We start from the raw sequence: 24943 nt of genomic DNA on the forward strand, positions 1-24943 counted from the left end.
CGCATTGCGTATGACCATTTGTTGGCGGTAGTGGCTCTTTTATTGATTTCAGTAAAGGTCAAAATCACGTCACATTATTTCTATCAAAAGCGATGCTAAAGTCTTTCCCACCCGGCTCCTGAAATATTTCTATATCGAAAAAAGTAGCAGTAGAATACAAGTGGTCAAAAATATCTGATTGTATTGATTCGTATTCGACCCAAGCGGTAGTTTTGGTAAAACAATAAATTTCCATCGGGATGCCTTTGTTTTCACTAGCAAGCTGTCTGACCATTAAGGTCATGTCCTGTCTGATTTTCGGATGTGATTTCAGATAGCTTTCAATGTATTTTCTAAACACGCCCAAATTGGTCAATTGCCTGCCGTTAATTAAGACTGAGGTGTCTATGTTGTGTTGAGTATTGAATTCTTCTATTTCTTTCTGACGGTTTTTTACGTAATTGGAAATAAGTTGAATTTTTTTGAGCTTTTCTCTCATTTCAGCATCGACAAGTTTTACCGAATGAGCATCTATAAAAATAGCTCTTTTGATTCTTCTTCCACCACTTTGTTGCATTCCCCGCCAGTTTTTAAAACTGTCTGTAATAAAATAATAAGTTGGAATGGTAGTAATGGTTTTATCCCAATTCTGCACTTTTACAGTGTTCAGGTTGATGTCAATAACATCTCCGTCCGCATTAAATTTGGGCATTTCCACCCAGTCGCCCACACGCACCATATCATTGGATGACATCTGCACACTCGCCACTAAGCCCAAAATAGTATCCTTAAATACCAATAGTAAGATGGCTGTCATTGCACCAAATGCACTAAGAAAATAAATAGGTGACTTACCTAATATTACCGAAAGCACTAAAATGATCGTAACTACATAAAGTAGAATTCTAATGAGCTGAAAGTAGCTGGTTAATGGCTTATCTTTAAATGCAGGGTGCTGGGATAAGGTGTATTCGCCCACTTTTAATATAGAAAAAAACACCGCCATGCTAACGATTATTAGATAAGCGTCTGTTAATCTTATAACGAATGGAAGAATCTGTTCAAAGTCCGAAAAAATAGCAGGAGCCATTAATCGCACTATAACCGCAGGGGCGATGTGAGCTAGTTTGTTGAATGCTCTTGTATCAGCAAATAAATCGTCCCAAGTAAACGAGCTTTTTTTCAATACTTTATAGAGATAATATATGAAAACTCTTTTTGCAATTAAGAATGCAAGAGATGATAATATGATTAGGAGTATGATAAGAACAAGCAATCTGAAATAGACAACCCAATGCTCTGAAACTCCTAAATTTGATATTAATAATTCTGTGTGTTCTTCAAGAAAATTTATCCAATCCATAATATTGTTTGTTTGCAAATTTTGTCAAAATGTAAGGCTAAATTATAAGAAGTTATCAAGTATTCATCGGATGTCCGATGTGAACTCGGTTGCTCCTGCCATTACCGCCAACGTTAAAGCATTGGCGATGTGGCGGAAATAGAATCACAAAAGATGAGTTTTGCAAAAATGCCCAACAGAATTACTTCCGTTGAGCATTTAATCTCAAGCCGCCATATTGCCAATGCACTGTTGGCTGAAGTAATGTGTGACTAAGGATTATTGTGCCTTTTTATACTTATTTGATATCCCTTTTAGAAAATTCAATAAAAATTTCTTTAAAAAAAGAAAATCAAGAAGCCAAAACACAATACAGATGGCTAATTTCTCAAATAGATCTTCTTTATTTTTTATACTACCTGCTAGCAAAAAACCGATAAATAAAAAAAGAGCAAAAAACCAAGATTGCTTAGCAATCCAAGAAACTGAACTACCGAGTTTTTGAAGAACTTTATACATAATAGTTTTTTTAGACACTTAATCAAATAACCAACTCTTTAATTTATTCAACACATATTCTCCTGCTGAAGCCTGTGCGCCTCTTAAAATCATTCCTGCAGTACCAACTACCATTGCGCCACCAGGTCCTGCCGCGGCTCCAATAACAGCACCTTCTACGACACCCCCTATTGCACCTACAGCATCGGCAACAATAATATCTCGGTGGTCATTGGTAACGCGTCTAGGAAGTGTTTTGCCAACCATAGATTGCAGAGATGGGCTAAAAATATTAGTTACAACATCGTCCCAATAGGTCGTGTTTGTTGTGCTATTCCAATACTCGAATGAAGCTTTTGCAGTTTCACAACCGTTTATAATAGCTAGGGCTTCAACTTCATCTGTTATTTGTTGTAAATAAGAATTTTTTAATTGATCTATTTGGGAAAGAAGATTGCTAGAAGAACCGCTTTCAATTAAATTTTTCAAATCCGATACAAAGTTCTTAAAGGCTAAGGTTTTACCAAAAGAAATTTCATTTAAATAAGTTTCATTACTGAACGATGGTGTTTCATATATGTCGTCAGCCACACTATTTATAATGCTCTCTGGGTCTTGAATTCCAACTTCCTCAAATTGTTGATAAAATCCATTGCCCTGTAAATAGGAAATCGAAACAGGAAGAACCTCCTCGGCTACAGCTTGATTTATCTCGTTTTGTAACTCTGTAAGTTCTTGTGTAGATGGAGCAACTGACCTCGGAATAGTTCCTGTTCGAGTATTGATATACTTCAATGCAATATTGTTTAGTTTTAATGACAATTTAGAATCGCTTTTCATTAGCTTGTTAGCAAATTTATTTAATAATTCGTTGTTAACGACTCCTCCTTTTGAGTAGAGGTCTGTGTAAAGCGTTTGTTTTTCAGTTTGTGGTGTCTCTTTTTTTGAACATGATATAAAAAGTACTCCTGTGATTGCCAAGCAAGTGAGAAAAGCAGTTAAATGTTTCATGACTTTCATTTGTTTAAATTTTTCAAGTTAGTCTTACCTTCAGATTAGGTGCTGTGTCAGAATATTCCACCGTTGGCAGCTGTCATCTTTCGTTGTCACTTGCCTGTTAATTTTCTCCGCTCTCATGGCTTGGTAGTGTCTCCAATTATTTCTGCCAACGTTTGACGGCTTTGCGAAGGAGCGGATTAGAAAGCGATAACTTTCAATTTAACACTAACTTGAACAAAACCATTTTTTCTATTTGCTAATTTACATCTTAAAAGAAAATAAAAAATGGTTTTGTGGATTAAATGAACTAATCTTGAATTAACCACTTAACCCGCTCTTTTGCAAAACCGATGTTAGGTGCTGCCCTTATTGGTTCCTCTTTAGATTTTCCGCTATAAATCGTTCGCAGTATTCTTTAATTTGCTGTCTGACTTCTCTGAACTGTTCATTAATTTCTTCGTCTGTTCCTGTTGCTTTTGCTGGGTCTGAAAAGTTGTGATGAAACTTTTTTGCTTTAGTTGGAAAAAACGGACAACGTTCTTTGGCATTGTCGCAAACTGTAATGACAAAATCAAAATCAATGTCGTAATATTCATCAATGTTGTTTGACGTATGATTTGAAATATCAATTCCGTCTTCTTGCATTATTGCAATGGCTTTTGGGTTTACTCCGTGTGTTTCGACACCTGCACTGTAAACTTCTGCATTTCCGTTCGCAAAATGTCGTAAATAACCTTCAGCTATCTGACTTCTGCAACTGTTTCCTGTGCAAAGCACTAAAATTTTCTTTGTCATTGTTTATAATATTTTCGTTTTAAAAATAGACTTGCTCTGACTAATAATATCAAAACAGGAACTTCAACTAAAGGCCCGATTACACCCACAAATGCTTGAGGCGAGTGTATGCCAAATACCGCAATGGCGACCGCAATGGCCAATTCAAAGTTGTTGCCAGTAGCTGTAAATGCAATAGATGCGTTTTTATCATAAGGGACTTTTAGAAATTTACTAATGAAAAAACTCACGAAAAACATTAGTACAAAATAAATGATTAATGGTATCGCTATTTTTATGACATCTAAAGGCAACTCCAATATTTTGTCGCCTTTTAAACTGAACATCAGCACAATGGTAAACAGTAAAGCATACAATGTAATAGGCGATATTTTTGGAACAAACTTTCTATTGTACCACTCGATACCTTTCGATTTTACCAAATAATAACGGCTCACGAAACCAGCAAAAAAAGGAATGCCTAAATATATCAAAACGCTTTGTGTAACTTCTTTCATTGAAACACTTACATTGAAATTAGCAATCCCTAATTTATTGGGCAATATGTTGATGAAAAGCCAAACGAAAAAACTGTAAGTCAATATCTGAAAGATACTGTTTAGGGCGACCAATAATGCCGTGTATTCTCTGTTTGCTTTTGCCAAATCACTCCACACAATAACCATTGCGATACACCTTGCCAGACCAATTAAAATTAATCCCGACATATATTCGGGTTCGTTTCGTAAAAACAGAACGGCTAAACCAAACATCAAAACGGTACCGATAACCCAATTCAATATTAAGGAAATGGCAATTACTTTTTTGTCTTTTAGAGCTTTAGGTAACAAGCTGTAATCTACTTTTGCCAAAGGCGGATACATCATCAATATCAATCCGATAGCCAACGGTATATTGGTTGTGCCAACAGAAAGGGAGTTCGTTACATTGGAAATATCTGGAAATAAATAACCCAATCCCACACCTACCGCCATTGCAAGGAATATCCATAGGGTCAGATAGCGGTCGAGAAATTTTAGTTTTATCTTGAGATTTTTCCGATTACTTAGCTAACTTTAATATCCTATATGCTCCACGCGCTACGATTACGAAGACAACTCCTCCAATTATTAGGTCTGGATAGCTGGATTTGAGTAAATAGACCATAATTCCCGCTATGATAACCCCCGAATTGATAATCACATCATTTGATGTAAAAATCATCGAAGCCTGCATGTGGGCTTCCTTGCTTGTACTTTTTTGCAAGAGATAGAGACAAATTACATTGGCAATTAAAGCTAGGGATGAAACAATAATCATTGTTTTGAAATCAGGTGTCGCTTCTAATCCAATAAAACGTCTGATAACTTCAACAAAACCTATAACAGCGAGCAGGATTTGAAAATAACCAGCAAATTTGGCAATGTTGTTTTTGAATGCTAGACTTCCACCAACGGCAAATAATGCCAAAGCATAAACAATACTATCCGCAAGCATATCCAAGCTATCAGCTATCAACCCCATAGAACCCGAAAAAAGCCCATACAGCATTTCAATTCCAAAGAACGATAAATTGATGATTAATACCGTCCAAAGTAATTTTTTTTGCATTTTGTCTTCTTCTTCAATATTGTCTTCGCTTTTTTCGGTAGAAATCAATGTTGTACTTAGATTTAGGTGTTCCAAAGCTTTTAAAATATGCTCCGCATTTCCATAATGATAAACATTCAGCTTTCTGTTTGGTATATCAAATTCCAATAATTTTATATTATCGAAGTTTTGCAATTTCATACGAATGAGTTGCTCCTCACTTGGGCAATCCATTTTCGTAATTCTGAATTCCGTTTTGCTAATCATAAACATTGTTTTTTAACAGCATCCACCTCCTGGCGTACAAGAAGCATTTTGATTTACAGATAATTCGGATAAATTCTTCTTTACTTTCTCGGACGGAATTCCACACGCATCTTGTGCTAAACAAGCAGTTGTTTTGTTTTGCAAAATGAAATTTGTTCCGTCAAATGCCAACGCATATTTTCCAATTGTGTCACTTTGATATTCTACTTCAATTTCTGCATCTTCAATGCCTAATTTTTCTTCGGAAAGTTTAATGATGTTTAAAAGTTTAGCAGGTTTTAAACGATGTTCAAAATCATCGGCATTCCATAGCTGAAAATTTACGGTTTTTTCTGTGCGAATTACTCCACCACAATCAATGAAGTTTTTTGTAACCATTCCGACTTCGGTAACGTGAAAATGTTCTGGAACAAAAGAGCCGTTTTCCAATTTGAATGTTACATTTTCTAAAGTTGGTAAAAGTGCTTTTACTTGTGATAGTTTCATTTTTGTATTATTTATATGATTAACAACAATTTTTGTTTTTCAGGGTAAGTTTTGCCGAAATATTTGTAAAATATTTTTGCAGTTCTTCAATAGTATTTTCGTCAATGCAATAGCAAATCGTGTTACCTTCAATGGTTCCCTTAATTAGTTTTGCATTTTTAAGTTCTTTTAAATGCCTTGAAACAGTTGGCTGTGCTAAAGGAAGTACATCAACAATATCTCCGCAGATACAAGTGTCAACTGATAATAAATATTCTATGATAGCCACCCGGGCAGGATGTCCCAATGCTTTTATAATGTGGGCAATTTCGTGTTGGCTGTCTGTAAAATCCTTTGGTTTTGTTTGTTCTATTTCCATTTCTTTATTTCTATATTGCAATATTGCGATAAAGATATTAGTAGTCAATTATTTTTTGAAATAAATTTCAACTGTCTATAAAAGTTAAATAGGTTTGATTTTTTAGAGTATTGACGATTTATGTACGAATGTTCGATAGGGTTGCAGCTAACGGTCAAGTATAAGAGCAGTAGCAGATTTCGAAGCAATTATTTGTCCGCCCACCAAAGTTTATTAAATGCACAAACTTTGACTTAACCACTTCCCTGCTATTGCTCTTATACGGTACGGCTTGGCGTCAGTGGCGGAAATTGAAGCGAAAAGTTTCAATTTAGCGACACGGTAAGCAAAAGCCAATTAATTGAATAAATTTATGAAAAAAGTCAATATAATTGGCTTTTTGCGGAATAGAAAGCCGAAACTTCAAATTATAACCTTAACCCCGCCATTTTGCAAAACCCTTGTTACAGGCAGTGTTTCATTCTCGTCTGCTGCTGTAAGTTTTATCTTGTTGATTTTTTTTGAGATAAATAGGTAGTAGGTTGCTTTTAAAACAATAAAAATTGTAAATTTGTAAGACTGGTTTTAGACTTCACTAAGCGATGTATTATAGTCTAAATTAATAATGGGTGAACAATTAAAAAACAAAATTATGGCAAAAGCAGATATTGGTCTTACACCAAAACAAACAGAAATCCTTGCAGAAATGTTAGAGCCTTTATTGGCTGATGAATTTTTACTGTACCTTAAAACCCGTAATGCACATTGGAACGTGGAAGGACCGGATTTTCATACGGTACACGTCTATTTTGAACAACTTTATACGGAATTGGAAAACGTAGTAGATGAAGTTGCTGAAAGATTAAGAAAATTGGGACATTATGCACCTGCAACGATGAAGCAATATCTTAGTTTAACGCATTTATCGGAACAAGGAGATGGAAAAAACGATAGTTTGAGCTATATGAAAAATCTTTTGGCAGATCACGATGCAATTATCGTCTATCTTCGGGAATGTATTGTAAAAATTGGTAATGAAGTAGAATTTGCTTACGGAACAAGCGACTATCTTACCACGTTAATGGAGCAGCACGAAACTACAGCTTGGATGCTACGTTCGCATTTAAAATAATATATCATCATCAAAAAGGCTATTCTCAAATCAGAGAACAGCCTTTTTTTATTGAAACATTTTTAAAATACAATTATAGTAAAAATAGTATTCCTGCTGAAAATTCTATATATATGGATTTTCAGCAGGTTTTTTATTTCTTCAGAAAAAACAAAGTCAAAGATTTTGCTCCTTGTGCACCACGAACCAAAACCGCTCCGATGTCGGCAGTTGCTGATGGTCCCATTACAAAACAGCCGTAGTTCACATCGAATAAACCGGGAGTATTGTAAGCAGTGTGCATATTTTCGGTAATATCGGCAGGGTCTAATAGCACGGCTAAATGCTGCGACAAAAACCCGATAGCATTCACTTTCAGCGATTTTTCCGTTACCCAAACCATTCCCATTTCTGCAACGCCAAATTCAGCCCGGAAAATTCCCAAATCCACATCTGCCAAATCTTGCGGACGAGCGATTTTGTTGATGTCTTTATTTCCTTTCCACTCATCGGTAGCTGAACAAACAACTTTTGTGTCAGACAGTTTTTCCTGCATTATTTTTTGAGCTTCTTCCACAGAAGAAACATCGTAAAAATCTACCGCTGCCAATTTCAGATTTATTTCAAAAAGGGATTTCAAATCCACATTCTTCTTTTCGTAAGTCGGGATTTTTGGGTATTCGGTTTTGGTGCGTTTTTTCAAACTTTCCCGTACCGATTGTAAAAATTCTTGTTTATTGCTCATTGCTTTTTCTGTTTTTAATATACCAATCCCTAAAAGTTTCTTTCTTTACATCGGGCAGTTTGCGGTGTGCCGCCCAAGGGTCGAGGGTTTTGTTTTCGGTGATGGCTTCGGGTAAAATATTGATAGCATTATATGCTACTTTTTCTACTACACGGAACAACTTCGGATTGCTCAATACTACGCCTGCTGCTTTAAACGCCATTCTCCGGCTGAAATCGACTTCCTTGTTTTTCATCATCACTTTACGCCAGTCCATAATCTGTTCGGCAATGTTGATGTGTACTGGGCAAACTTCGGTACACGAACCGCATAAAGACGAATGATATGGCAATTCGGAATATTTTTTTGGGTCAAAAGTGGGGTCAATAATAATACCAATCGGTCCGGAATAAGTAGCACTGTACGCCAAACCGCTGCTTCGTCTATATACAGGACAGGTATTCATACAAGCACCGCAACGAATACATTTCAGCGAAGTCCAAAATTCGTCCATCGCCAAACGTTTGCTCCGTCCGTTGTCTGTTAAAATAATGTGCATTTCCGAACCTGCTCTCGGTCCCGAAAAATGCGAAGTGTATTGCGTAGCCGGAGTTCCCAAAGCACTTCTAGATAATATGCGTATGAAAACACCCAAATCTTCTACTTTGGGCAATATTTTTTCAATACCGATACTGGCAATGTGTAAAGGCGGTAAACTTGCGGTGAGGTCGGCATTTCCTTCATTGGTACAAACAACAAAAGTTCCAGTTTCGGCAATAGCAAAATTTCCTCCCGTCATTCCGGCATCGGCAACCAAAAATTTTGGTCGGGCATTGTTCCGCATAGCGGTATTTAATGAGCTTGGGTCGGTATCGTTAGGATCTGTTCCAATTTTTTCTGCGAACAATTTTGCTACATCTTCTTTGGTTTGATGAATGGCCGGCATTACAATATGACTGGGAAGCTGACCCGACAACTGTTGTATCCGTTCTCCCAAATCGGTTTCTAAAACATTTATTCCTTTTTCTTCCAGAAAAGGTGTCATTCCGCATTCTTCTTGCAACATCGACTTACTTTTGATGATGTTCTTTACATTATGGCTGCTCAAAATTTCGTAGGCAATGGCATTATGCTCAATGGCGTCTTTTGCAAAATGAACTTTTATGCCTCTTTTTTCGGCATTCTCTACAAACTGCTCAATGTATTGGTCTAAATGTGTAAGTGTATGCTCTTTGATGGCAGAAGCGAGATTTCGCAATTCTTCCCATTCGGGAATTTCGGAAGCGGCTTTATCTCTTTTTACTCTTGCATTCCACAGGTTTTTGTCGTGTTCCGTTACGTGAACATCGTCCTGATAGATGAATGCCGCTGCGTTTTTTTCTATATTGACTTTTTTCATTTTCTATTTCTTTTTTTTGTCAATTAACTTCGTGTCTTCTTTATCAAAAAGGTCCGTTATTCAACACCTGAGCCACGTGTAGAAATTTCAATCCGGTTTTTTCTTTGTCCGAAACGCCTTTTTGGTGCATCAGGCAAGACATATCTGGCGAAACAACGTATTCAATTTCGTTACGGACATAATCCGAAACTTTGTCTTGTCCCATTTTGGCACTTACTGCTTCATCGGTTACACAAAACGTTCCGCCAAAACCACAACATTCATCGGGTCTGTTGATGTGTTTGATATTGATATTCTGAATGGTTTTCAAAAGTTCTTCTGTTTTATTGAAGCGAGGTTCCTGCCATTCGGAGCGAGAACTGATGTGCAATCCCCTGATAGAACTGCAACTGTTGTGAATGGCGACTGTATGCGGAAATGATAAGTCAGAAAAATCCGTGATTTTCAGAACATCTGTGAAAAACTCCACTAACTCAATTGTTTTTGCCCGCATTGCCGTTACTTTTTCAGTTTGCTCGATGGCATCGAAATGAAGTTTTATTTGTTTCACGCAACTTCCGGCAGGACCAACGATATAATCTACGTCCAAATCCTGAAAATTTTGAGCAAAAACTTTTTCCATCTTTGCCGAATTTTTCTGATCTCCTTCATTGGCAGTCGGCTGTCCGCAACAGGTTTGATTAAGTGGAACGACAACTTCTATGTTGTGTTTTTCTAATAATTCCAACGTGGCAATTGCAACTTCGGGATAGATAAGGTCTATATAACAAGGGACAAAAAGTGCTACTTTCATAATATTTTTGAAAATTTTTTCAAATTAAATTTACGATATTGTCAGTCTTAAATTTTATTCGTTAGTAATTTGGAATGATTATAGATTTGTAATTAAAATTCCATTGGTACTTCCATTACGAGAACCCAAGCCCATTCCTTTCCTGCATCAACTCTATCATCATTCAACACCCGCAATGCGCCAATGTGCATACGTTCGGGATTGTGATAATTTGCAAAACTAAACGTGTGATAGGATTATAACTAGCCGTGTCTTACGTGTTCTCTTGTTTCTACTTTGTTCAATATTGTTTTAGCCATATTGATTAAATTTTTATTATGTTCTTAAGTAGCTCTTTTATTGAGTTGGTAGTGCGGTTGTGTAACATTGCCTGTAACTCTCAAATATACGCAATATTTTTTTTGAAGGAAAAAATTAATTAATTAATCTTTTTGTATGCTTATGGTATTGGGAATCAATGTTTTTTCAAGAAAAATTTAATTGCGCATTTTGCATTGTTAGTTAGTTGAAATTTATTATTTTTAGTATTGATTACACAAAATGCGCAGTTATGAAGATGAGGGGTTTTGATGTAAAGAACTATGCTTTTGAGCCGGGCGAACGCTTCGGGGCTTTGCGAAGTGGCGGATTAGAAAGCCAAAACTTTCAATCTTTCACTAACTTGAGCAACAGCTTTTTATTATTTACTAAATTAACAAAAAAGGAAATATAAAAAGCTGTTGCGACAAAAAATGTACGAACTTTCTATGTTTCCCATAACCCGCCATTTTGCCAATGCGATGTGCCTGTTGCACAACTCAAATCAAATATAATTATTTTTTGTAACTTGCTATATGCAATGACGAAAAGATTTTACACCCAAATTGTTTTACGAGCTGAGCTTAGACTGTTTAGTTCCTCAAGAGGATTTCTATCGAAAAGTAAATCAACATTTAGAGCTACACTTTCTCTATAAAGCTACCGCCCCATACTACGGCAGAGAAGGACAACAGAGCATTGACCCGGTGGTTTTCTTCAAAATATTGCTGGTGGGTTATCTCCACAACATCAATAGCGACAGAGCTTTACTAAGATATTGTGCCGACAGCTTGAGTATTCGTTTGTTTCTGGGGTATGATTTAGATGAAGAGCTGCCTTGGCACAGCACCATCAGCCGTACACGACAGCTTTTTGGCGAAGAAGTCTTTTTGAGTTTGTTTCAAAAAGTACTTTCGTTGTGTGTTCAAAAAGGAATGGTTCAAGGCAAGCGTCAATGTGTCGATAGTGCCTACATCAAATCCAATGCAAGTATGGACAGCCTGTTGGAGAAAGAAGTAGTTGAAGATGTCAAAGCCTACATGAATGAACTGGAAGAAAACTCAGAGTTCAAAGTAACAACAGAAAGAAAAAAGCTGGTAGAACAGCATCATAACTGGAAGAAAGAAGCCTACCAAGGCATGCCCGGCCATAGAAAGACGGTTCAAATAGATGAAGATGGAGAAGAAATCCGTCCCAAGTTTTTAAGTAATCATACGCATTATTCGCCAACCGATCCTGATGCGAAAATCTCGACCAAACCAGGAAAACCACGTCAACTCAACTATGCAGGACAATTATCCGTAGATGATGCAGAGCATGTAATTACAGGTGCTTGCGCGAGTACGGCAGGAAGCAAAGACAGCGCTATTTTTAGTGAAATAATGGATCAAACAATAGCGAATTTAAAACAAAATGACATCGCAATCCAAGAAGTGATTGCCGATGCAGGTTACAGCAGCGGAGAGAGTTTACAATATTGTGAGGAGAAAGGAATCGATGCTTGGATTGCTCACTGTCTTTTTTGAAGATTTTAAAGGAGTTCGCGAATGCTTTGCATTTCCGAATTTTGGTCAATACAAACCCCATCGAGAAGGCTTTCTATACAACGCAGAGAAAGTACCAATACGAATGCATACAAGAAGGCTGCCACAAGGCTTTTTTAACGTATAAAGGCATTAAAACAGATAGCAAAGGCTATACAAAAAAGACGTTCAGAAGTAGCGAGAGAGAATGCAAAAACTGTCCACTAAGGGAACAATGCTGTGGTAAAGTGAGTAAGTTTAAAAAGATAGATGAAAGCATCCACAAGCCCTTGTACGATAAGATGCATCAAAAACTTACAGAAAACAAAGCATACCATCGCCGATTAGTCAAACGGCGAAGTAGCACGGTAGAACCCGTTTTGGGAACACTCATCAACCACCATAACATGCGACGCATTAACGCCCGAGGCATGGCACAAGCCAACAAACACGTGTTAATGGCCGCGCTGTGTTATAATCTGAAAAAATACTTAAAATTTAGCCGAAAACTGCCCCAAATAATGGCCAAAAGAATAGCAATTCCACAAGGAATGCTATTTGCTATAAAAAACGACATTTTAAGACCAATTTTTAGCCGCAATACGCCCTCCAATTTTTTAGATTTTTTTCTCTCACAACAAAAATACGGTCGCTTAAAACGACTGTAATGAAGTCAAATTTTTTCTTTATTGCATTTTTAAGGGAGTTGTGCAACAGTTACCTATGATAGGCAAAGTTGACTTTGCCTAATGAAAGTTCTTTTATTTGTGTGTCTACGATGCGGCTTTTTAGACGAAGCCTTGCGCGATAGGCAAAATTAGATACGACAGCTTTACAAAGAAAAGCGAGTATCGTGTGTCCGGCTTCCGCAAAGGCAATTTTGCCTATCAGTATATTTTATGCATACAACAACATGTAAAAACTTACTCCTTCGGGAGATTCAGCTGAATATACAGTTCTTCAAGCTGCTTATCATCAACTGCAGAAGGCGCATCCAGCATTACATCTCTACCACTATTATTTTTGGGGAAGGCAATAAAATCGCGAATACTTTCGCTGCCTCCTAGAATAGAGCAAAGACGGTCCAAACCAAAAGCTATACCACCATGTGGCGGAGCACCATACTCAAAAGCACCTAGAAGGAAGCCGAATTTATGCTGCTGCTCCTGTTCATCCATACCCAACGCTTCAAACATCCTCTGTTGCAGTTCCTTCTGATAAATACGAATGCTACCACCTCCAATTTCATTACCATTCAACACCATGTCGTAAGCATTGGCTTTGATATTGGCATAAGGATGCTTAAGATATTCGGCAGGATTTTCAATAACAGGGCTGTTATTAATCATCACTTCAATATCTGATGGTTTGGGCGAAGTGAACGGATGGTGACGCGCCACCCATCTATTGTCTTCTTCAGAATATTCAAATAATGGGAAATCTACCACCCATAATAATTTAAACTCATCACTTTTGCGCAGCCCCAATCTTTTACCCATTTCCAAACGTAGTTCGCTCATAGCTTTGCGCGTAAGCGCTTCCGTACCTGCCAGCACTAAGATAAGGTCTCCAGCTTTAGCACCAGCAGCATCGGCAATAGCTTTGAGCCTTTCTTCGCTATAAAATTTATCGACACTACTTTTATACGTACCGTCGGTATTACACTTAATGTACACAAGCCCTTTCATACCGATTTGCGGACGCTTCACCCACTCCGTGAGCTCGTCTAATTGCTTACGAGTGTACTCACTACAACCAGGAACTGCAATAGCCAATACGGTTTCTGCACTTTCAAACACCTGAAAATTCGCTCCCTCAATCAGATGTGCATTATCTTCCTTATCCGCAAAAACATGTTTGGGATATTTCAGGTTCAGCAGCTTCATACCAAAACGGGTATCGGGCTTATCGTTGCCATACTGCCACATAGCTTCTTGCCAGGGCATACGCTCTACGGGCTCTGTGTAATCAATACCCTTAACAGTTTTAAAAATATATTTTATTAAACCTTCGAAAATCTCCAATACATCCTCCTGATGCACAAAAGACATTTCACAGTCTATCTGTGTAAACTCAGGCTGCCTGTCTGCACGCAAATCTTCATCCCTAAAACATTTTACAATCTGATAATAGCGGTCGTACCCACTCACCATCAGCAATTGCTTGAATGTTTGGGGAGATTGCGGCAATGCATAAAATTCTCCTGGATTCATACGACTGGGTACCACAAAGTCACGAGCACCTTCCGGAGTAGATTTAATCAAGAACGGAGTTTCGATATCCATAAAGTTGTATTGATGCAAATATTCACGCGTAGCACGGTTTACTGCATATCGTAACTCCAGATTCTTCTTCACCGCATTTCGGCGTAAATCCAAAAAGCGATATTTCATACGCAGGTCGTCGCCTCCATCGGTATCATCTTGAATGGTAAAAGGAGGTGTGACGCTTTTATTCAGTATAGTAAAGCTATCTACCAGCACTTCAATATCGCCAGTAGGGATATTGGGGTTCTTATTACTACGCTCTCGTACCATACCGGTAGCTTGCAATACATACTCCCGCCCCAGTGGATTAGCATCCAGTTGCTCATTTAAAGATTCTGAAAACAGCAATTGGGTAATACCATAACGGTCGCGCAAATCCACAAAAGTGATACTACCGAATTTACGTACGGCCTGTACCCATCCGGACAGGGTAACACTTTTATTAACATCAGCAATTCTTAACTCGCCACAGGTATGTGTCCGAAACATTTCTTTAATGTATTAAGATTTTAACTATATAAACTTATTTTCAACCATTCTTCGTCCCAACAACAGCCTCATATCTTAGTGGGTCTGTTGTCATAAAAACCTTGTTTTTATGGGGTGCAAATATACCATGATTACTGCACTTACACCTTATAATACAAAGGCTTTTTAAGAAATAACACAAAATATATGCTTATTTATACTAATTCATTGCACCTATAAAGCCACAAGGGGGACGGTAACTGCAACAGTATAGCTAATTGACCTAAATTTGACACATAATCGTAATCATGAGGGTAAACAAAAAAGAGAGTAAGTTATTGAAGGAAGCCATTGAGGAATGGGAAAACAATGCCCTTATTGACAAAACTACAGCTCAAAAACTTAGGGACACCGTATCTCCTTACAGAAGCGAATTTGATACAATTGCATTTTATGCAGCTATAGCCGCCGTTTCATGCGCTATTCTGGCTTTTGGAGCATTAGTACTGGATGAGAAATGGATTGAACGTATTAGAAAATATTTCGCCTTTTCCGAATTTGCCATAGGTCTTGCATTTGCTCTATGCTCGGGCTTATTAATATGGATAGCTCGAAGGCGTAACCGAAAATATCCTTACGCTTCCTTAGCCAATGAAAGTTTTACCATTTTGATAGCGCTAACGCTGGGCGTATCTGTGACTTATTTTTCCAAAAGCCTTTCCATTAGTACAGACTATTATGGTATTGCTATATTCATCACAGCTGTGCTGTACGGTATTGTGGCATTTTATCTAAATACAAAACTTTTATGGTGCTGTGCTCTACTAGCTCTCATTAGTAGTTGGGGTGCTCAGACATATGCATGGTCGCAGGATACTTATAAAACTTATTTCTTAGGAATGAACTACCCACTGCGCATGACATTTCTAGGTGCGGCAATGGTAGGCTGTTCCTGGCTTTTACGGCAGCAACCCTATTTCAAAAAGTATTATTCCTTCACTTGGCATTTCAGCTGGATATTTTTGTTTACCTCAGCTTTATTTCTCTCCGTTTCAGGAAATCTAAGTTACGAGGTGTGGTCTGCTATCAGACAAGGGAAATTATTTATGTGGGCCATAGCCTATACCGTGCTACTCATAATAGTACTGGCATATGCTATCAGAAATAAAGAAGAAACATTAAGAGATATTACAATTATATTCTTCCTATTGAATATTTATACCCGCTATTTTGAATATTTTTGGAACAGGACTAACAAGGGGCTTTTCTTTGCATTGCTGGCAATATCATTTTGGTTAATCAGCAAGAAGGCTGAACAGTTACGCAAAAAACTGTCGTAGCTAAAACATCAACCCTAGTGCAATACCCCCGCCCAATACGGTATTATCTCCAAAACGCTGTGCATTAAAATTAATAGCAGGAGCAAAAGACACAAACTCGCTAATCTCGAATTTATATCCCGCTCCAAGTTTAATAAAGGGGCCTCCATTTAAATGGGGCTTATCCGCCTTATAATTTATTTTCAAAAGTGGAGCATAACCTACATTCAGCAAAAACATAACATCGTTTCTATAATTAAAGGGATAGTAACGAAAATCAGCAAAAACAGGCAATAGAGTTATATTATGATTTTTGCCAAAGTAGCCGCTAGCTATCGCAGAATCTGTGGTACTTGATCCTGCAAATGCTTTATATCTGGACGTTTGCAACCCTACACCTACCCCAATAGACAAATGATTGTTTACAAAGAAACCGTTAATGGTACTGACGCTATACCCAAAAGTTTTTACATAGGCGAGCCCATCTTCTAATGATGAAGAATCCAACGATTGCAAATACTGTATTTCTGCAAGGTTAGTAATATTGAAATATCCCTTTTCCTGTTTGGTACGGATTTGAGCAGAGGCTACATTTATACAGAAAAATACTATGCAACCTATAAGTAAATACCGGACAATACTCATCTCCTCTCTTTTTTAGATAAAACAATGCTTTACTAAAATTAGGAAAATTATCGGTGATTCGTGACTTTTAAGTTAAAATCAATGTAGCCCGATTTTTTCTTCTATCAGATAGGAATTTCTGCCGGGAGCATTACGGGAAATGAGTTCGCTTAAAAAACCAGCCAGAAAGAGCTGTACACCAATAATAATGGATGTGAGTGCTATATAAAAAGCAGGCCTGTTTGTAACGGTATAGTCTGCAAAGGAAATTTTTGAAATAATAAGAATAAGCGATGTGATGAATCCTACAAGAAAAAAGACCAATCCTATCAGCCCAAAAAAGTGCATAGGTCTTTTGGAGAACTTGCCCACAAAGGTGATGGACATTAGGTCTAGAAAACCATTTACAAAGCGGTCCCAACCAAACTTCGTCACGCCATACTTACGCTTACGATGTTCCACTACCTTCTCACCAATCCTTCTAAATCCGGCCCACTTAGCAATAACAGGTATGTAGCGATGCATTTCGCCGTAAACCTCTATGCTCTTCACCACTTTCTTTTTATATGCCTTAAGACCACAGTTAAAATCATGGAGCTTGATTTTTGAAACGCGGCGCGTAACGGCATTAAAAAACTTAGAAGGGATATTTTTAGTCAGTGTATTGTCATAGCGTTTTTTCTTCCACCCACTCACCAGATCATATCCATCCTCAACAATCATACGGCGCAATTCGGGGATTTCATCAGGACTATCTTGAAGGTCTGCATCCATCGTAATCACTACATCTCCTTCGGCTACTCTAAAAGCCTCGTTCAACGCTGCTGACTTGCCGTAATTACGTTGAAACTTGATACCTTTTATATTACTGTTTTGGGCACGCAGCTTCTGAATCACTTCCCACGAATCATCGGTACTACCGTCATCCACAAACAGTATTTCGTAAGAAAAATTGTTATCCCGCATGACGCGCTCGATCCACTCCGTTAATTCCGGTAGCGATTCTTCTTCATTCAATAACGGTATAACAATTGACAAATCCATTTTATTATTTGTTACGCAAAGATAAATTTTGAAATCAATAGCGCTGCATTAGGGTTATTTAGTACTACCTCTCAAATACAATACACCAGAAACAACCATAGTAACTACCGCCCCTACTAGCAAATTGGAGAATATCTGTCCGGATATACTGATAGGAATAAAATATTTTCTCGTTTGCTGGGCTTCTATTTCTATTTCTTGAGGGGTTCTATGTTGGGCAGTTTGAAGACGTTCCACTTTGGAAGCTTCTATTATTTGATCGATTTTCTCGGGATTTGTTTTCCAGTAAACAAATGTGTAAATAGCCAGTACTAGCGTAGCCATTACAAAACATCTGAACCCCTGCTGAAATAATATTCCAAATTGCGAAATTCCTGTGGCTGATGCAAAAGACATTACACTCCACACAATACCTAACCCATAAATAAATGTACCTGCATACTGTAATACCGTTGCCTTATTATCATCCATTACAGATAATATTAGCCCCAGTACCACCATCAGCACACCTGTGATCAAACCTTTTATAGTAGCATTCAATTTCAATCTCTCTTAGTTTAATACAAGCTGATTATTGTGATAAATACCCAGAGGTTTGCCTTTGAAGGCTTTACCTATAAAGGGAGTATTTTTACTGATAGACAACACTGCTCCCTGATCTAATACCCACTCCTCTTGCGGATTGAATAAAGTGATGGAAGCAATATTACCTTCTTCAATGGAAGGAATATCCAGATTTAATATTTTCCGCGGATTGATAGCCAACAGCTCTATCCAACGTTCCTGTGTCACATCGGGCAGTGTGGTATTGAGTGCTGCATATACTGTTTGTAAAGAGAGCATTCCGTTCTTTGCATATTCAAACTCCACAATTTTATGATCTTTGTCTTGCGGAATGTGATGCGATGCGATACAATCAACCAATCCCTCCCCAACCGCTTTCTGCAAAGCCTTACGGTCTTTTTTATTGCGCAACGGCGGATTTACTTTTAGATTGGTATCGTAAGTGGTAATATCCTCATCACAGAAGACCAGATGATAAGGCGTTACAGAACAAGTAATATCCAGTTTTTTCTGTTTGGCATCCTTAATCAGCTTTAAAGAAGCCTCCGTACTCACACCAGTAAAATGCAAACCCGACTCCGCATAAGCTGCTAACTTGATATTGCCTGCTACGGCAATTTCCTCAGCGATATCGGGTCGCCCGGGAAGCCCCATTTGCGTTGAAGTAATGCCCTCATTCACTACTCCGTGAGGATTAATGCTTCTGTCATCGGGTACCTGAATGATTACACCATTGAAGGATTTGATATACTGCAACGCTTTTACCAACAACCCAGAAGACTGCACGGGGTTTTTACCATCGGTAAAGGCTACCGCTCCACTCAATTTCATATCATACATCTCGGCCAGTTCCTTACCTTCCGCATTACGGGTAATACTTCCCAATGGCAATACGGTAACCGGCAGTCCCTTGGCTTTTTGTATGATATATTCCACAACCGCTTTTTGATCCACTACGGGGTTTGTATTGGGCATTACGCATACGGTAGTAAACCCTCCGGCTGCTGCTGCCTTAGCACCGCTGCTGATTGTTTCGCGAAACTCAAAACCCGGATCGGCAAAATCGGCAAAAATATCTACCCAGCCGGGCGATACATGCAACTGAGGCAGCGCAACTTCCCTCGCCCCTTTTGCCTTCAAATTTTTACCAATGGAAATAATTCTCCCGTTTGAGATATGAATATCAATAACCTTCCCATGATGAGAAGAAGTGGGATCTACAATTTTTGCTTGCTTAATGATAAGGTTCATTAAGTTGCGAAGATAAGCAACAGTAAGATATAAACATGATTTCGGATTTTGAATTTAAAAAGAAGTAATTATTGTTTTTTTTGAACTTTTTTTTTATAAATTTGCTCCCCGCTCGAGTTACCCTCGAGTAGGGATCGGGATGTAGCTCAGTCCGGTTAGAGTACACGTCTGGGGGGCGTGTGGTCGCTAGTTCGAATCTAGTCATCCCGACTATTAGCATTGATTACCAATGTTTTACAAAAGTAGGTAGCAATTTAGGTTGTAATTTCAATCATAATTGCTACCTTTTTGCATTTCTTATGGCTTCCATCAAACATTTATAGCAATACTCTTTCTTTGAAAAGTAGAATTTTATTTACAACATCAAAGTAACAATGCGTTTTTCCTGTGGGATTATTGTCCTTTTTGTCCTTTTCTCGCACACGTATAAAAAGATGGTCAAGGGAGAGGCATCACAGCCTATTTTCTATTAAACCCAAACTCTTATTTTACTATAAATTTTACAGGCAATTTCCGAAAGGATTTTACTTCTCTACCGTTTTGAATGGCTGGTTTCCATCTCCCGGATTTCTTAATTACCCGAATTGCTTCCTGCTCCATCCCATACCCTAAACTTGTTAAAGGTTTAACGTCAGAAACGTTGCCGCCTTTGTAGGAATTGAAATTGCACATTTAAATTCTTTCTCCTAAGGTAGGGAAGAAAATAAAAAATATGGGCTTTCGTTTTTTTTGATATTACCCTTAACTTTATTTCCTAAAAACACTGCATGAGGGTATAGATTATATTATTACTACTCGCTCTCATTTTTAGCAATCAAAATTTATACGCATAATGAAAAAAATATTTATTATTCTGTTGGTAATATGCTCGTTTTATGCTTGTACAAACAATAACTACAAATATGTAGATAGCAATGGTAAATCCGAAACAATTGAAGCCACAAACGACAAGGAGGCATATTCACTGGCTGTTCGGAAATTCAATTCAGACAAAATGATACATTCAAAAATATCAAAATCGCTTGGACTACAGGATGACGGTCCGATTTCTTTTGACTTGTACAACTCAAAAGGCGACAGGGTTTTTGAAATTGTTAATGAAGATAGTATTAAGGCACATGTGTCTAAAGTAGTTGACAAAGTAACGCAACCCATTGATGAGATTGTCAAAAACTCAATTTTTAGTGATACAGCAAAACTAAAAGATGCACCAATTAAGGTTACAAAGGCAAGATTTTATCAAGAAGAGTATTCTAACTTTAAAGGCGTGTCTTTAACATTTAAGAATATTTCATCTAAAAAAGTTACCGCAATACGATTTAAGTGGTATGGAGAAAATGCATTTGGTGAACCTGCTGACGCAGGTGGTTTTAACGGATGGGGCGGAGGTTTTACAGATAAATCTCTATCCCCGGGAAGGTCAATGACATTGCAATGGAATGTCTTAAGTCGTGATGGTAAAAAAATAATAGTTGCCTATCCAACAGAAGTTGTCTTTGAAGATGGAGGAAAATGGGCGATTGAATGATTTTAAATAAAAAAATCATGATAAGTGAATATAGATAAAACAGAACCTTATTATTTATAAAGAAAAAGCGAAGCATTTACACTTCGCTTACAAAACAGAACAGATATTTACAAAAGTACTACTTCGTCATTAACAGGCTGCCTACCATTACGGAAACCGGATAAGATACTTTCAAACGCCTTACTATTCTGTTCCCGATATTCATCTTCTGTTAAATAATCTAATCTTTCACCGAATGAGCTGTTAAGTTGCTTTAGTGCCAATTGCTCGGCTTTAATACCACCTAAAATAATAACAGATAATTCGGATAGCCTGTACCATTGCTCAAGTTGCCAAACTGTTAGATATTCTTTAAAGGCATCCCGTAAATGTGCAGGTATTCGGGAATGGTTTGTAAACTCCATGTCAGTTGCCTGCAAAAACAGGTCGCTAATGGCTGCGGTAGTTCCAGTATCAGCGTTAATGTATGTATCAAAAAGCCTGTAAGTAAAAACATCATGCGTAAAATATAAAGCATTTGCATCCGCAGCAGGAAGATATTTGCCTGTGGGTAACAATTTGCAGGGCTTTATTTCTTTATCATGAACCTTTTGTAAATATTGTATTTTTTGCTCTCGTGTCATGGTTGCAAGTTTAGGGCTAAATGTATTTTTGTTGCGTGTGGCGCATCTACTGGTGTAACCTCAATAGCCGCTAGCAATGTACCATCGTAGATAAACTGAACATTAGGTATTGCTGCCAATTGCTGCCAGTGCATTGAAACTCCGTTACACTCGTAACGCTGGTATGCCTGTAAATCCTCATCTATTGGCAAAGTTGTGTAGTCATCCCGACCAACATATTAAAAGCCATGATTTTATGATCATGGCTTTTTTGTTTAGTACAGAGTGTACATCACTAATTTTTTGAGTTGGCTTTGTCGAAGATTATTATTTAAAACTTTATTTAACAAATCCTTCTTAAGATTCTGCGACAGCCCCTTAAATGGAAGGTATGCATATCGAAGAGATATCTATGGTCACTTTTAGAATACCTATTATTTAAAATATCCAAACAACAAATATGCAATTACTAGCGTAATAATAATATTAAAACCCTGAGCACCTAAGAAGGCTAATAAAGGCTTTCTGTTTTGCTTGCCGAAAATATCCTTAAAGCTGGTTTCAAGGCCAATACAGGTAAAAGCTAATGAAAACCAAAATCCTTGAATATTTTTTAACTGAGGTTTAATGCTTTCGGTAACATCGGGCGCTACCAGAAAAGAGAATACAAGAGATACAATTACAAATCCCAATACGAACTTGGGGAAGCGCTCCCAGATCACTTTTAAAGTAGGTTTTTGCTCCTGCTCTACCTCTTTCTTGGTATAAGACCAATACACAGATATGGCAAATGCTGCAATTCCCAACAATACATTCTGAGAAAATTTTACAATAGTACTTATCTTCAAAGCCGTTTCACCTACCAATGTGCCGGAAGCCACCACGGCACCTGTTGTATCAATGGTTCCTCCCAACCAGGCTCCGGTTATTTCCTCACTCAGTCCTAACTGATGAGCTATCCACGGCATAAATATCATCATCGGTACAGCGGTTATCAATACCAGCGATACAACTACTGATAATTTCTTCGGGTCGCCTTTAATGGCACCGGATGTTGCTATAGCTGCCGAAACGCCGCATATGGATACTGCACTGGACAGCATCATGGTGAGCTCATTATCTACCTTCATCTTCTTACAAAGCCAGAAGGAGAAATACCATACTGATAATACTACCAGCAATGACTGAATCAACCCCAAGGAACCGGCCTTAAGAATATCAGAAAAAATAACACTGATTCCCAGCAATACCAATCCTATTTTCACAAAGAATTCAGAAGACAATGACTCAGAAAACCACTCAGGTAATTTAATAAAATTCCGCACAATCAACCCCAAAAACAAACAAAAGATTACTGTTTCCAGATTTAAGGATTTAATGCCTTCAAAACCACCCGCTAAGGAAGCCAGCAACGTCAGTACATAAACTACAGGAAAGCTTTTCGCCACACCCGATATATCTTTACCGGTGATGCGAGCGCCTAAGAGCGCAAAAGCATAAAAAAATAAAAAGTAGAGCAAAATGTTTTTGAGATTTACTGCAGCAAAAACTGCTTGAGCTAAATCACTTGCATTTTGCCACTTAAATGACGGAGACGGCAGACCTAAACCTGCAATCGTAAGAATAATAATAGCAAATCCCAGCACAACTGCTGACCAATCATCTGTAAGTAAAAACCTGCGCTTAATTGTTTCTGTCATTATAAATCAAGATTATCTTTTTTATGAAAAATATCTTTCAATACTGTTCTTGCAGCATGATAACCACACATGCCATGTACACCTCCACCCGGCGGAGTGGAGGAGGAAGATATAAAAATTTGTTTATCCGAAGTACGATAGGGCGTTAAACGAAAAGAAGGCCGCGTATACAATTGTGATAAGTTAATAATACCGCCGCCGATATCCCCACCCACATAATTAGGATTGTACGATTCCATCTGGCGTGCATTCATCGTATGTCTAGCCAAAATTAGTTCCTTAAAACCGGGTGCAAATCTTTCTACCTGATTCTCTATCGCCGCAGTCATATCCTGGTTGGAGCCATGCGGAACATGACAATAGGCCCAAGCCGTATGCTGCCCATCAGGAGCCCGTTGCGGATCCACAATACTTTGCTGCGCCAACAAAACAAAAGGCTTGGAAACAGCATGCCCCATTTCATTTTGCTTTTCAGAAAAACTAATCTCTTCAAAAGTACCTCCCAAATGCAAAGTAGCGGCTTGCCTGCACAATGTTGCCCCAAAAGGAATCGGTGCGCGCAACGCCCAATCTATTTTGAAAACGCCCATACCGTAGCGAAACCGCTCCAACTGCCAGCGATAAAAAGAGGAGAAGCGATGTCCTGCAATACGCAACAGCTGACGCGGTGTCACATCAAAAACAAAAGCTTTTGCAGGAGGTAGCTCTTCAATCCGCTCTACCATCGTGCCCGTTTCAATAACACCTCCTAGTGACACAAAATAGTCGCTCAAGGCTTTAGCAATACTTTGCGAACCTCCCGCCGGCACAGGCCAACCTTTAATATGGGCTGCCGCATTCAGTACCAGCCCTATGGATGCTGTGGCCCAGCCATCCAAGGATCGAATGGAATGTCCGGCCATGCCTGCCCATACGCCTCTAGCTTCGCGCGTAGCAAATCGCTTTACAATTTGCGAAGCAGGCTGTAAGGCCTTCAAACCAAATCCTGCTAGAGCAAAAGGATCCTTGGGAAATCGCAGTGGTCGTAATAAATCATTAATAATACGTGGCCAGCGTTCTACCACCGACCCGATTAAATCAAGGTAAGCCTGCTTATCGGCTCCAAAAGATGCTGCTGTATCTTCCAAAGAGGCAACAATACCGGCAGCCTCCGTGGCACTAAAAGGATGTGCAAGTGTAACAGGAGAATGTAGATAACGTAATCCGAACTGTTCTAAAGGAAGTGCAGCAAAAAAAGGCGAATGAATAGCCATGGGGTGCACAGCCGAACATACATCATGCAAAAAACCCGGCAGTGTGAGCTCCTTGGTTCTCAAGCCCCCTCCTACTTCATGCTGCCCTTCTATCAGCAACACCTCTACACCAGCCATTTGCAGCGTAATAGCTGCAGCCAAGCCGTTGGGCCCCGATCCCACTACAATTGCATCGAACGATTTATTCATTGTTGTTCAATCACT

26 protein-coding genes and 1 tRNA gene are annotated in these 24943 nt (G+C 38.4%); 6 read left to right on the top strand and 21 right to left on the bottom strand.

Annotated features, from left to right (window positions below):
* Positions 1-64: 64 nt before the first annotated feature.
* From PIECOFPK_RS11770 to PIECOFPK_RS11805, 8 genes are all read right to left on the bottom strand, one after another.
* Positions 65-1165: a mechanosensitive ion channel family protein gene (locus PIECOFPK_RS11770; RefSeq protein ID WP_409965974.1), complete on the bottom strand. Its 1101-nt coding sequence runs from the start codon at positions 1163-1165 to the stop codon at positions 65-67.
* A 435-nt stretch (positions 1166-1600) separates the two neighbouring features.
* The gene (locus PIECOFPK_RS11775; protein ID WP_330974082.1) at positions 1601-1840 is read right to left on the bottom strand and encodes a hypothetical protein; all 240 of its coding nucleotides are present in this window, start codon (positions 1838-1840) and stop codon (positions 1601-1603) included.
* 18 nt (positions 1841-1858) lie between these two features.
* Positions 1859-2839: a hypothetical protein gene (locus PIECOFPK_RS11780; RefSeq protein WP_409965975.1), complete on the bottom strand. Its 981-nt coding sequence runs from the start codon at positions 2837-2839 to the stop codon at positions 1859-1861.
* Positions 2840-3184: 345 nt separating this feature from the next.
* Positions 3185-3613: an arsenate reductase ArsC gene (locus PIECOFPK_RS11785; protein ID WP_409965976.1), complete on the bottom strand. Its 429-nt coding sequence runs from the start codon at positions 3611-3613 to the stop codon at positions 3185-3187.
* The gene (gene arsB / locus PIECOFPK_RS11790) at positions 3610-4638 is read right to left on the bottom strand and encodes an ACR3 family arsenite efflux transporter (protein WP_409966823.1); all 1029 of its coding nucleotides are present in this window, start codon (positions 4636-4638) and stop codon (positions 3610-3612) included. The genes PIECOFPK_RS11785 and arsB overlap by 4 nt, the downstream gene beginning before the upstream one ends.
* A 16-nt stretch (positions 4639-4654) precedes the next feature.
* Positions 4655-5446 (bottom strand): cation transporter, encoded by a 792-nt coding sequence (locus PIECOFPK_RS11795; protein ID WP_409966824.1) that lies wholly within the window; start codon positions 5444-5446, stop codon positions 4655-4657.
* A 15-nt stretch (positions 5447-5461) separates the two neighbouring features.
* Complete coding sequence (locus PIECOFPK_RS11800; protein WP_409965977.1) at positions 5462-5935, bottom strand: DUF6428 family protein; 474 nt, start codon at positions 5933-5935, stop codon at positions 5462-5464.
* 19 nt (positions 5936-5954) lie between these two features.
* Positions 5955-6293 carry an ArsR/SmtB family transcription factor gene (locus tag PIECOFPK_RS11805; protein ID WP_277633258.1) on the bottom strand — a complete coding sequence of 113 codons (339 nt, stop codon included), beginning with the start codon at positions 6291-6293 and terminating at the stop codon, positions 5955-5957.
* 631 nt (positions 6294-6924) lie between these two features.
* Here PIECOFPK_RS11805 and PIECOFPK_RS11810 point away from each other — a divergent pair.
* Entirely contained in the window at positions 6925-7404 is a 480-nt protein-coding gene (locus PIECOFPK_RS11810; RefSeq protein ID WP_354510729.1) for a Dps family protein, read from the top strand.
* Between the two features lie 133 nt (positions 7405-7537).
* Here the strand turns inward: PIECOFPK_RS11810 and PIECOFPK_RS11815 are convergent, their stop codons facing one another.
* The 3 genes from PIECOFPK_RS11815 to PIECOFPK_RS11825 are packed head-to-tail and all read right to left on the bottom strand — an operon-like array spanning position 7538 to position 10299.
* A complete protein-coding gene (locus tag PIECOFPK_RS11815) occupies positions 7538-8128 on the bottom strand; it encodes a lactate utilization protein C (RefSeq protein WP_409965978.1) in 591 nt (196 codons plus the stop codon).
* Positions 8118-9506 carry a lactate utilization protein B gene (locus tag PIECOFPK_RS11820; RefSeq protein ID WP_409965979.1) on the bottom strand — a complete coding sequence of 463 codons (1389 nt, stop codon included), beginning with the start codon at positions 9504-9506 and terminating at the stop codon, positions 8118-8120. The genes PIECOFPK_RS11815 and PIECOFPK_RS11820 overlap by 11 nt, the downstream gene beginning before the upstream one ends.
* Positions 9507-9549: 43 nt before the next feature.
* Positions 9550-10299 carry a (Fe-S)-binding protein gene (locus tag PIECOFPK_RS11825; RefSeq protein WP_065720846.1) on the bottom strand — a complete coding sequence of 250 codons (750 nt, stop codon included), beginning with the start codon at positions 10297-10299 and terminating at the stop codon, positions 9550-9552.
* An 863-nt stretch (positions 10300-11162) separates the two neighbouring features.
* On the opposite strand from PIECOFPK_RS11825, the gene PIECOFPK_RS11830 reads away from it, so the two are divergent.
* Both PIECOFPK_RS11830 and PIECOFPK_RS11835 read left to right on the top strand, forming a co-directional pair.
* Positions 11163-12122 (top strand): transposase, encoded by a 960-nt coding sequence (locus PIECOFPK_RS11830; protein ID WP_409965980.1) that lies wholly within the window; start codon positions 11163-11165, stop codon positions 12120-12122.
* 41 nt (positions 12123-12163) lie between these two features.
* Positions 12164-12787 carry a transposase gene (locus tag PIECOFPK_RS11835; RefSeq protein WP_409966825.1) on the top strand — a complete coding sequence of 208 codons (624 nt, stop codon included), beginning with the start codon at positions 12164-12166 and terminating at the stop codon, positions 12785-12787.
* 255 nt (positions 12788-13042) lie between these two features.
* On the opposite strand, the gene aspS is transcribed toward PIECOFPK_RS11835, so the two are convergent.
* Positions 13043-14875 carry an aspartate--tRNA ligase gene (gene aspS, locus PIECOFPK_RS11840; protein ID WP_330974076.1) on the bottom strand — a complete coding sequence of 611 codons (1833 nt, stop codon included), beginning with the start codon at positions 14873-14875 and terminating at the stop codon, positions 13043-13045.
* A gap of 287 nt (positions 14876-15162) precedes the next feature.
* On the opposite strand from aspS, the gene PIECOFPK_RS11845 reads away from it, so the two are divergent.
* A complete protein-coding gene (locus tag PIECOFPK_RS11845) occupies positions 15163-16194 on the top strand; it encodes a hypothetical protein (RefSeq protein WP_330974075.1) in 1032 nt (343 codons plus the stop codon).
* Here PIECOFPK_RS11845 and PIECOFPK_RS11850 read toward each other — a convergent pair whose 3' ends face one another.
* The 4 genes from PIECOFPK_RS11850 to PIECOFPK_RS11865 all read right to left on the bottom strand — a co-directional run bounded on the left by PIECOFPK_RS11850 (position 16195) and on the right by PIECOFPK_RS11865 (position 19656).
* Complete coding sequence (locus PIECOFPK_RS11850) at positions 16195-16818, bottom strand: hypothetical protein (protein WP_330974074.1); 624 nt, start codon at positions 16816-16818, stop codon at positions 16195-16197. It abuts the gene before it with no gap.
* A gap of 78 nt (positions 16819-16896) precedes the next feature.
* Positions 16897-17841, bottom strand: coding sequence for a glycosyltransferase family 2 protein (locus PIECOFPK_RS11855; RefSeq protein ID WP_409965981.1), 945 nt, complete (start codon positions 17839-17841; stop codon positions 16897-16899).
* Positions 17842-17895: 54 nt separating this feature from the next.
* On the bottom strand, positions 17896-18387 hold the full coding sequence (locus PIECOFPK_RS11860) for a DUF4199 domain-containing protein (protein ID WP_330974072.1): 492 nt from the start codon (positions 18385-18387) through the stop codon (positions 17896-17898).
* Between the two features lie 6 nt (positions 18388-18393).
* A complete protein-coding gene (locus tag PIECOFPK_RS11865; protein WP_409965982.1) occupies positions 18394-19656 on the bottom strand; it encodes a dihydroorotase in 1263 nt (420 codons plus the stop codon).
* Positions 19657-19791: 135 nt separating this feature from the next.
* Between PIECOFPK_RS11865 and PIECOFPK_RS11870 the strand changes: the two genes are divergently transcribed.
* Positions 19792-19866 (top strand) — tRNA-Pro (locus PIECOFPK_RS11870).
* Between the two features lie 273 nt (positions 19867-20139).
* On the opposite strand, the gene PIECOFPK_RS11875 is transcribed toward PIECOFPK_RS11870, so the two are convergent.
* Entirely contained in the window at positions 20140-20328 is a 189-nt protein-coding gene (locus tag PIECOFPK_RS11875; protein WP_409965983.1) for an energy transducer TonB, read from the bottom strand.
* 160 nt (positions 20329-20488) lie between these two features.
* Between PIECOFPK_RS11875 and PIECOFPK_RS11880 the strand changes: the two genes are divergently transcribed.
* Entirely contained in the window at positions 20489-21184 is a 696-nt protein-coding gene (locus PIECOFPK_RS11880; protein WP_409965984.1) for a hypothetical protein, read from the top strand.
* Between the two features lie 107 nt (positions 21185-21291).
* Here PIECOFPK_RS11880 and PIECOFPK_RS11885 read toward each other — a convergent pair whose 3' ends face one another.
* The 4 genes from PIECOFPK_RS11885 to PIECOFPK_RS11900 form a co-directional block, all read right to left on the bottom strand.
* Positions 21292-21807, bottom strand: a complete 516-nt coding sequence (locus PIECOFPK_RS11885; RefSeq protein ID WP_409965985.1) for a hypothetical protein — start codon at positions 21805-21807, stop codon at positions 21292-21294.
* Positions 21804-21998 (bottom strand): hypothetical protein, encoded by a 195-nt coding sequence (locus tag PIECOFPK_RS11890; protein WP_409965986.1) that lies wholly within the window; start codon positions 21996-21998, stop codon positions 21804-21806. The genes PIECOFPK_RS11885 and PIECOFPK_RS11890 overlap by 4 nt, the downstream gene beginning before the upstream one ends.
* A 222-nt stretch (positions 21999-22220) precedes the next feature.
* Complete coding sequence (locus PIECOFPK_RS11895; protein WP_409965987.1) at positions 22221-23486, bottom strand: YeiH family protein; 1266 nt, start codon at positions 23484-23486, stop codon at positions 22221-22223.
* The gene (locus PIECOFPK_RS11900) at positions 23486-24928 is read right to left on the bottom strand and encodes a phytoene desaturase family protein (RefSeq protein ID WP_409965988.1); all 1443 of its coding nucleotides are present in this window, start codon (positions 24926-24928) and stop codon (positions 23486-23488) included. Before PIECOFPK_RS11900 ends, PIECOFPK_RS11895 begins: the two co-directional genes overlap by 1 nt.
* Positions 24929-24943 lie beyond the last annotated feature (15 nt).

The organism is Chitinophagaceae bacterium C216 (genome assembly GCA_028485475.2).
Classification (GTDB): Bacteria; Bacteroidota; Bacteroidia; order Chitinophagales; family Chitinophagaceae; genus Niabella; species Niabella composti.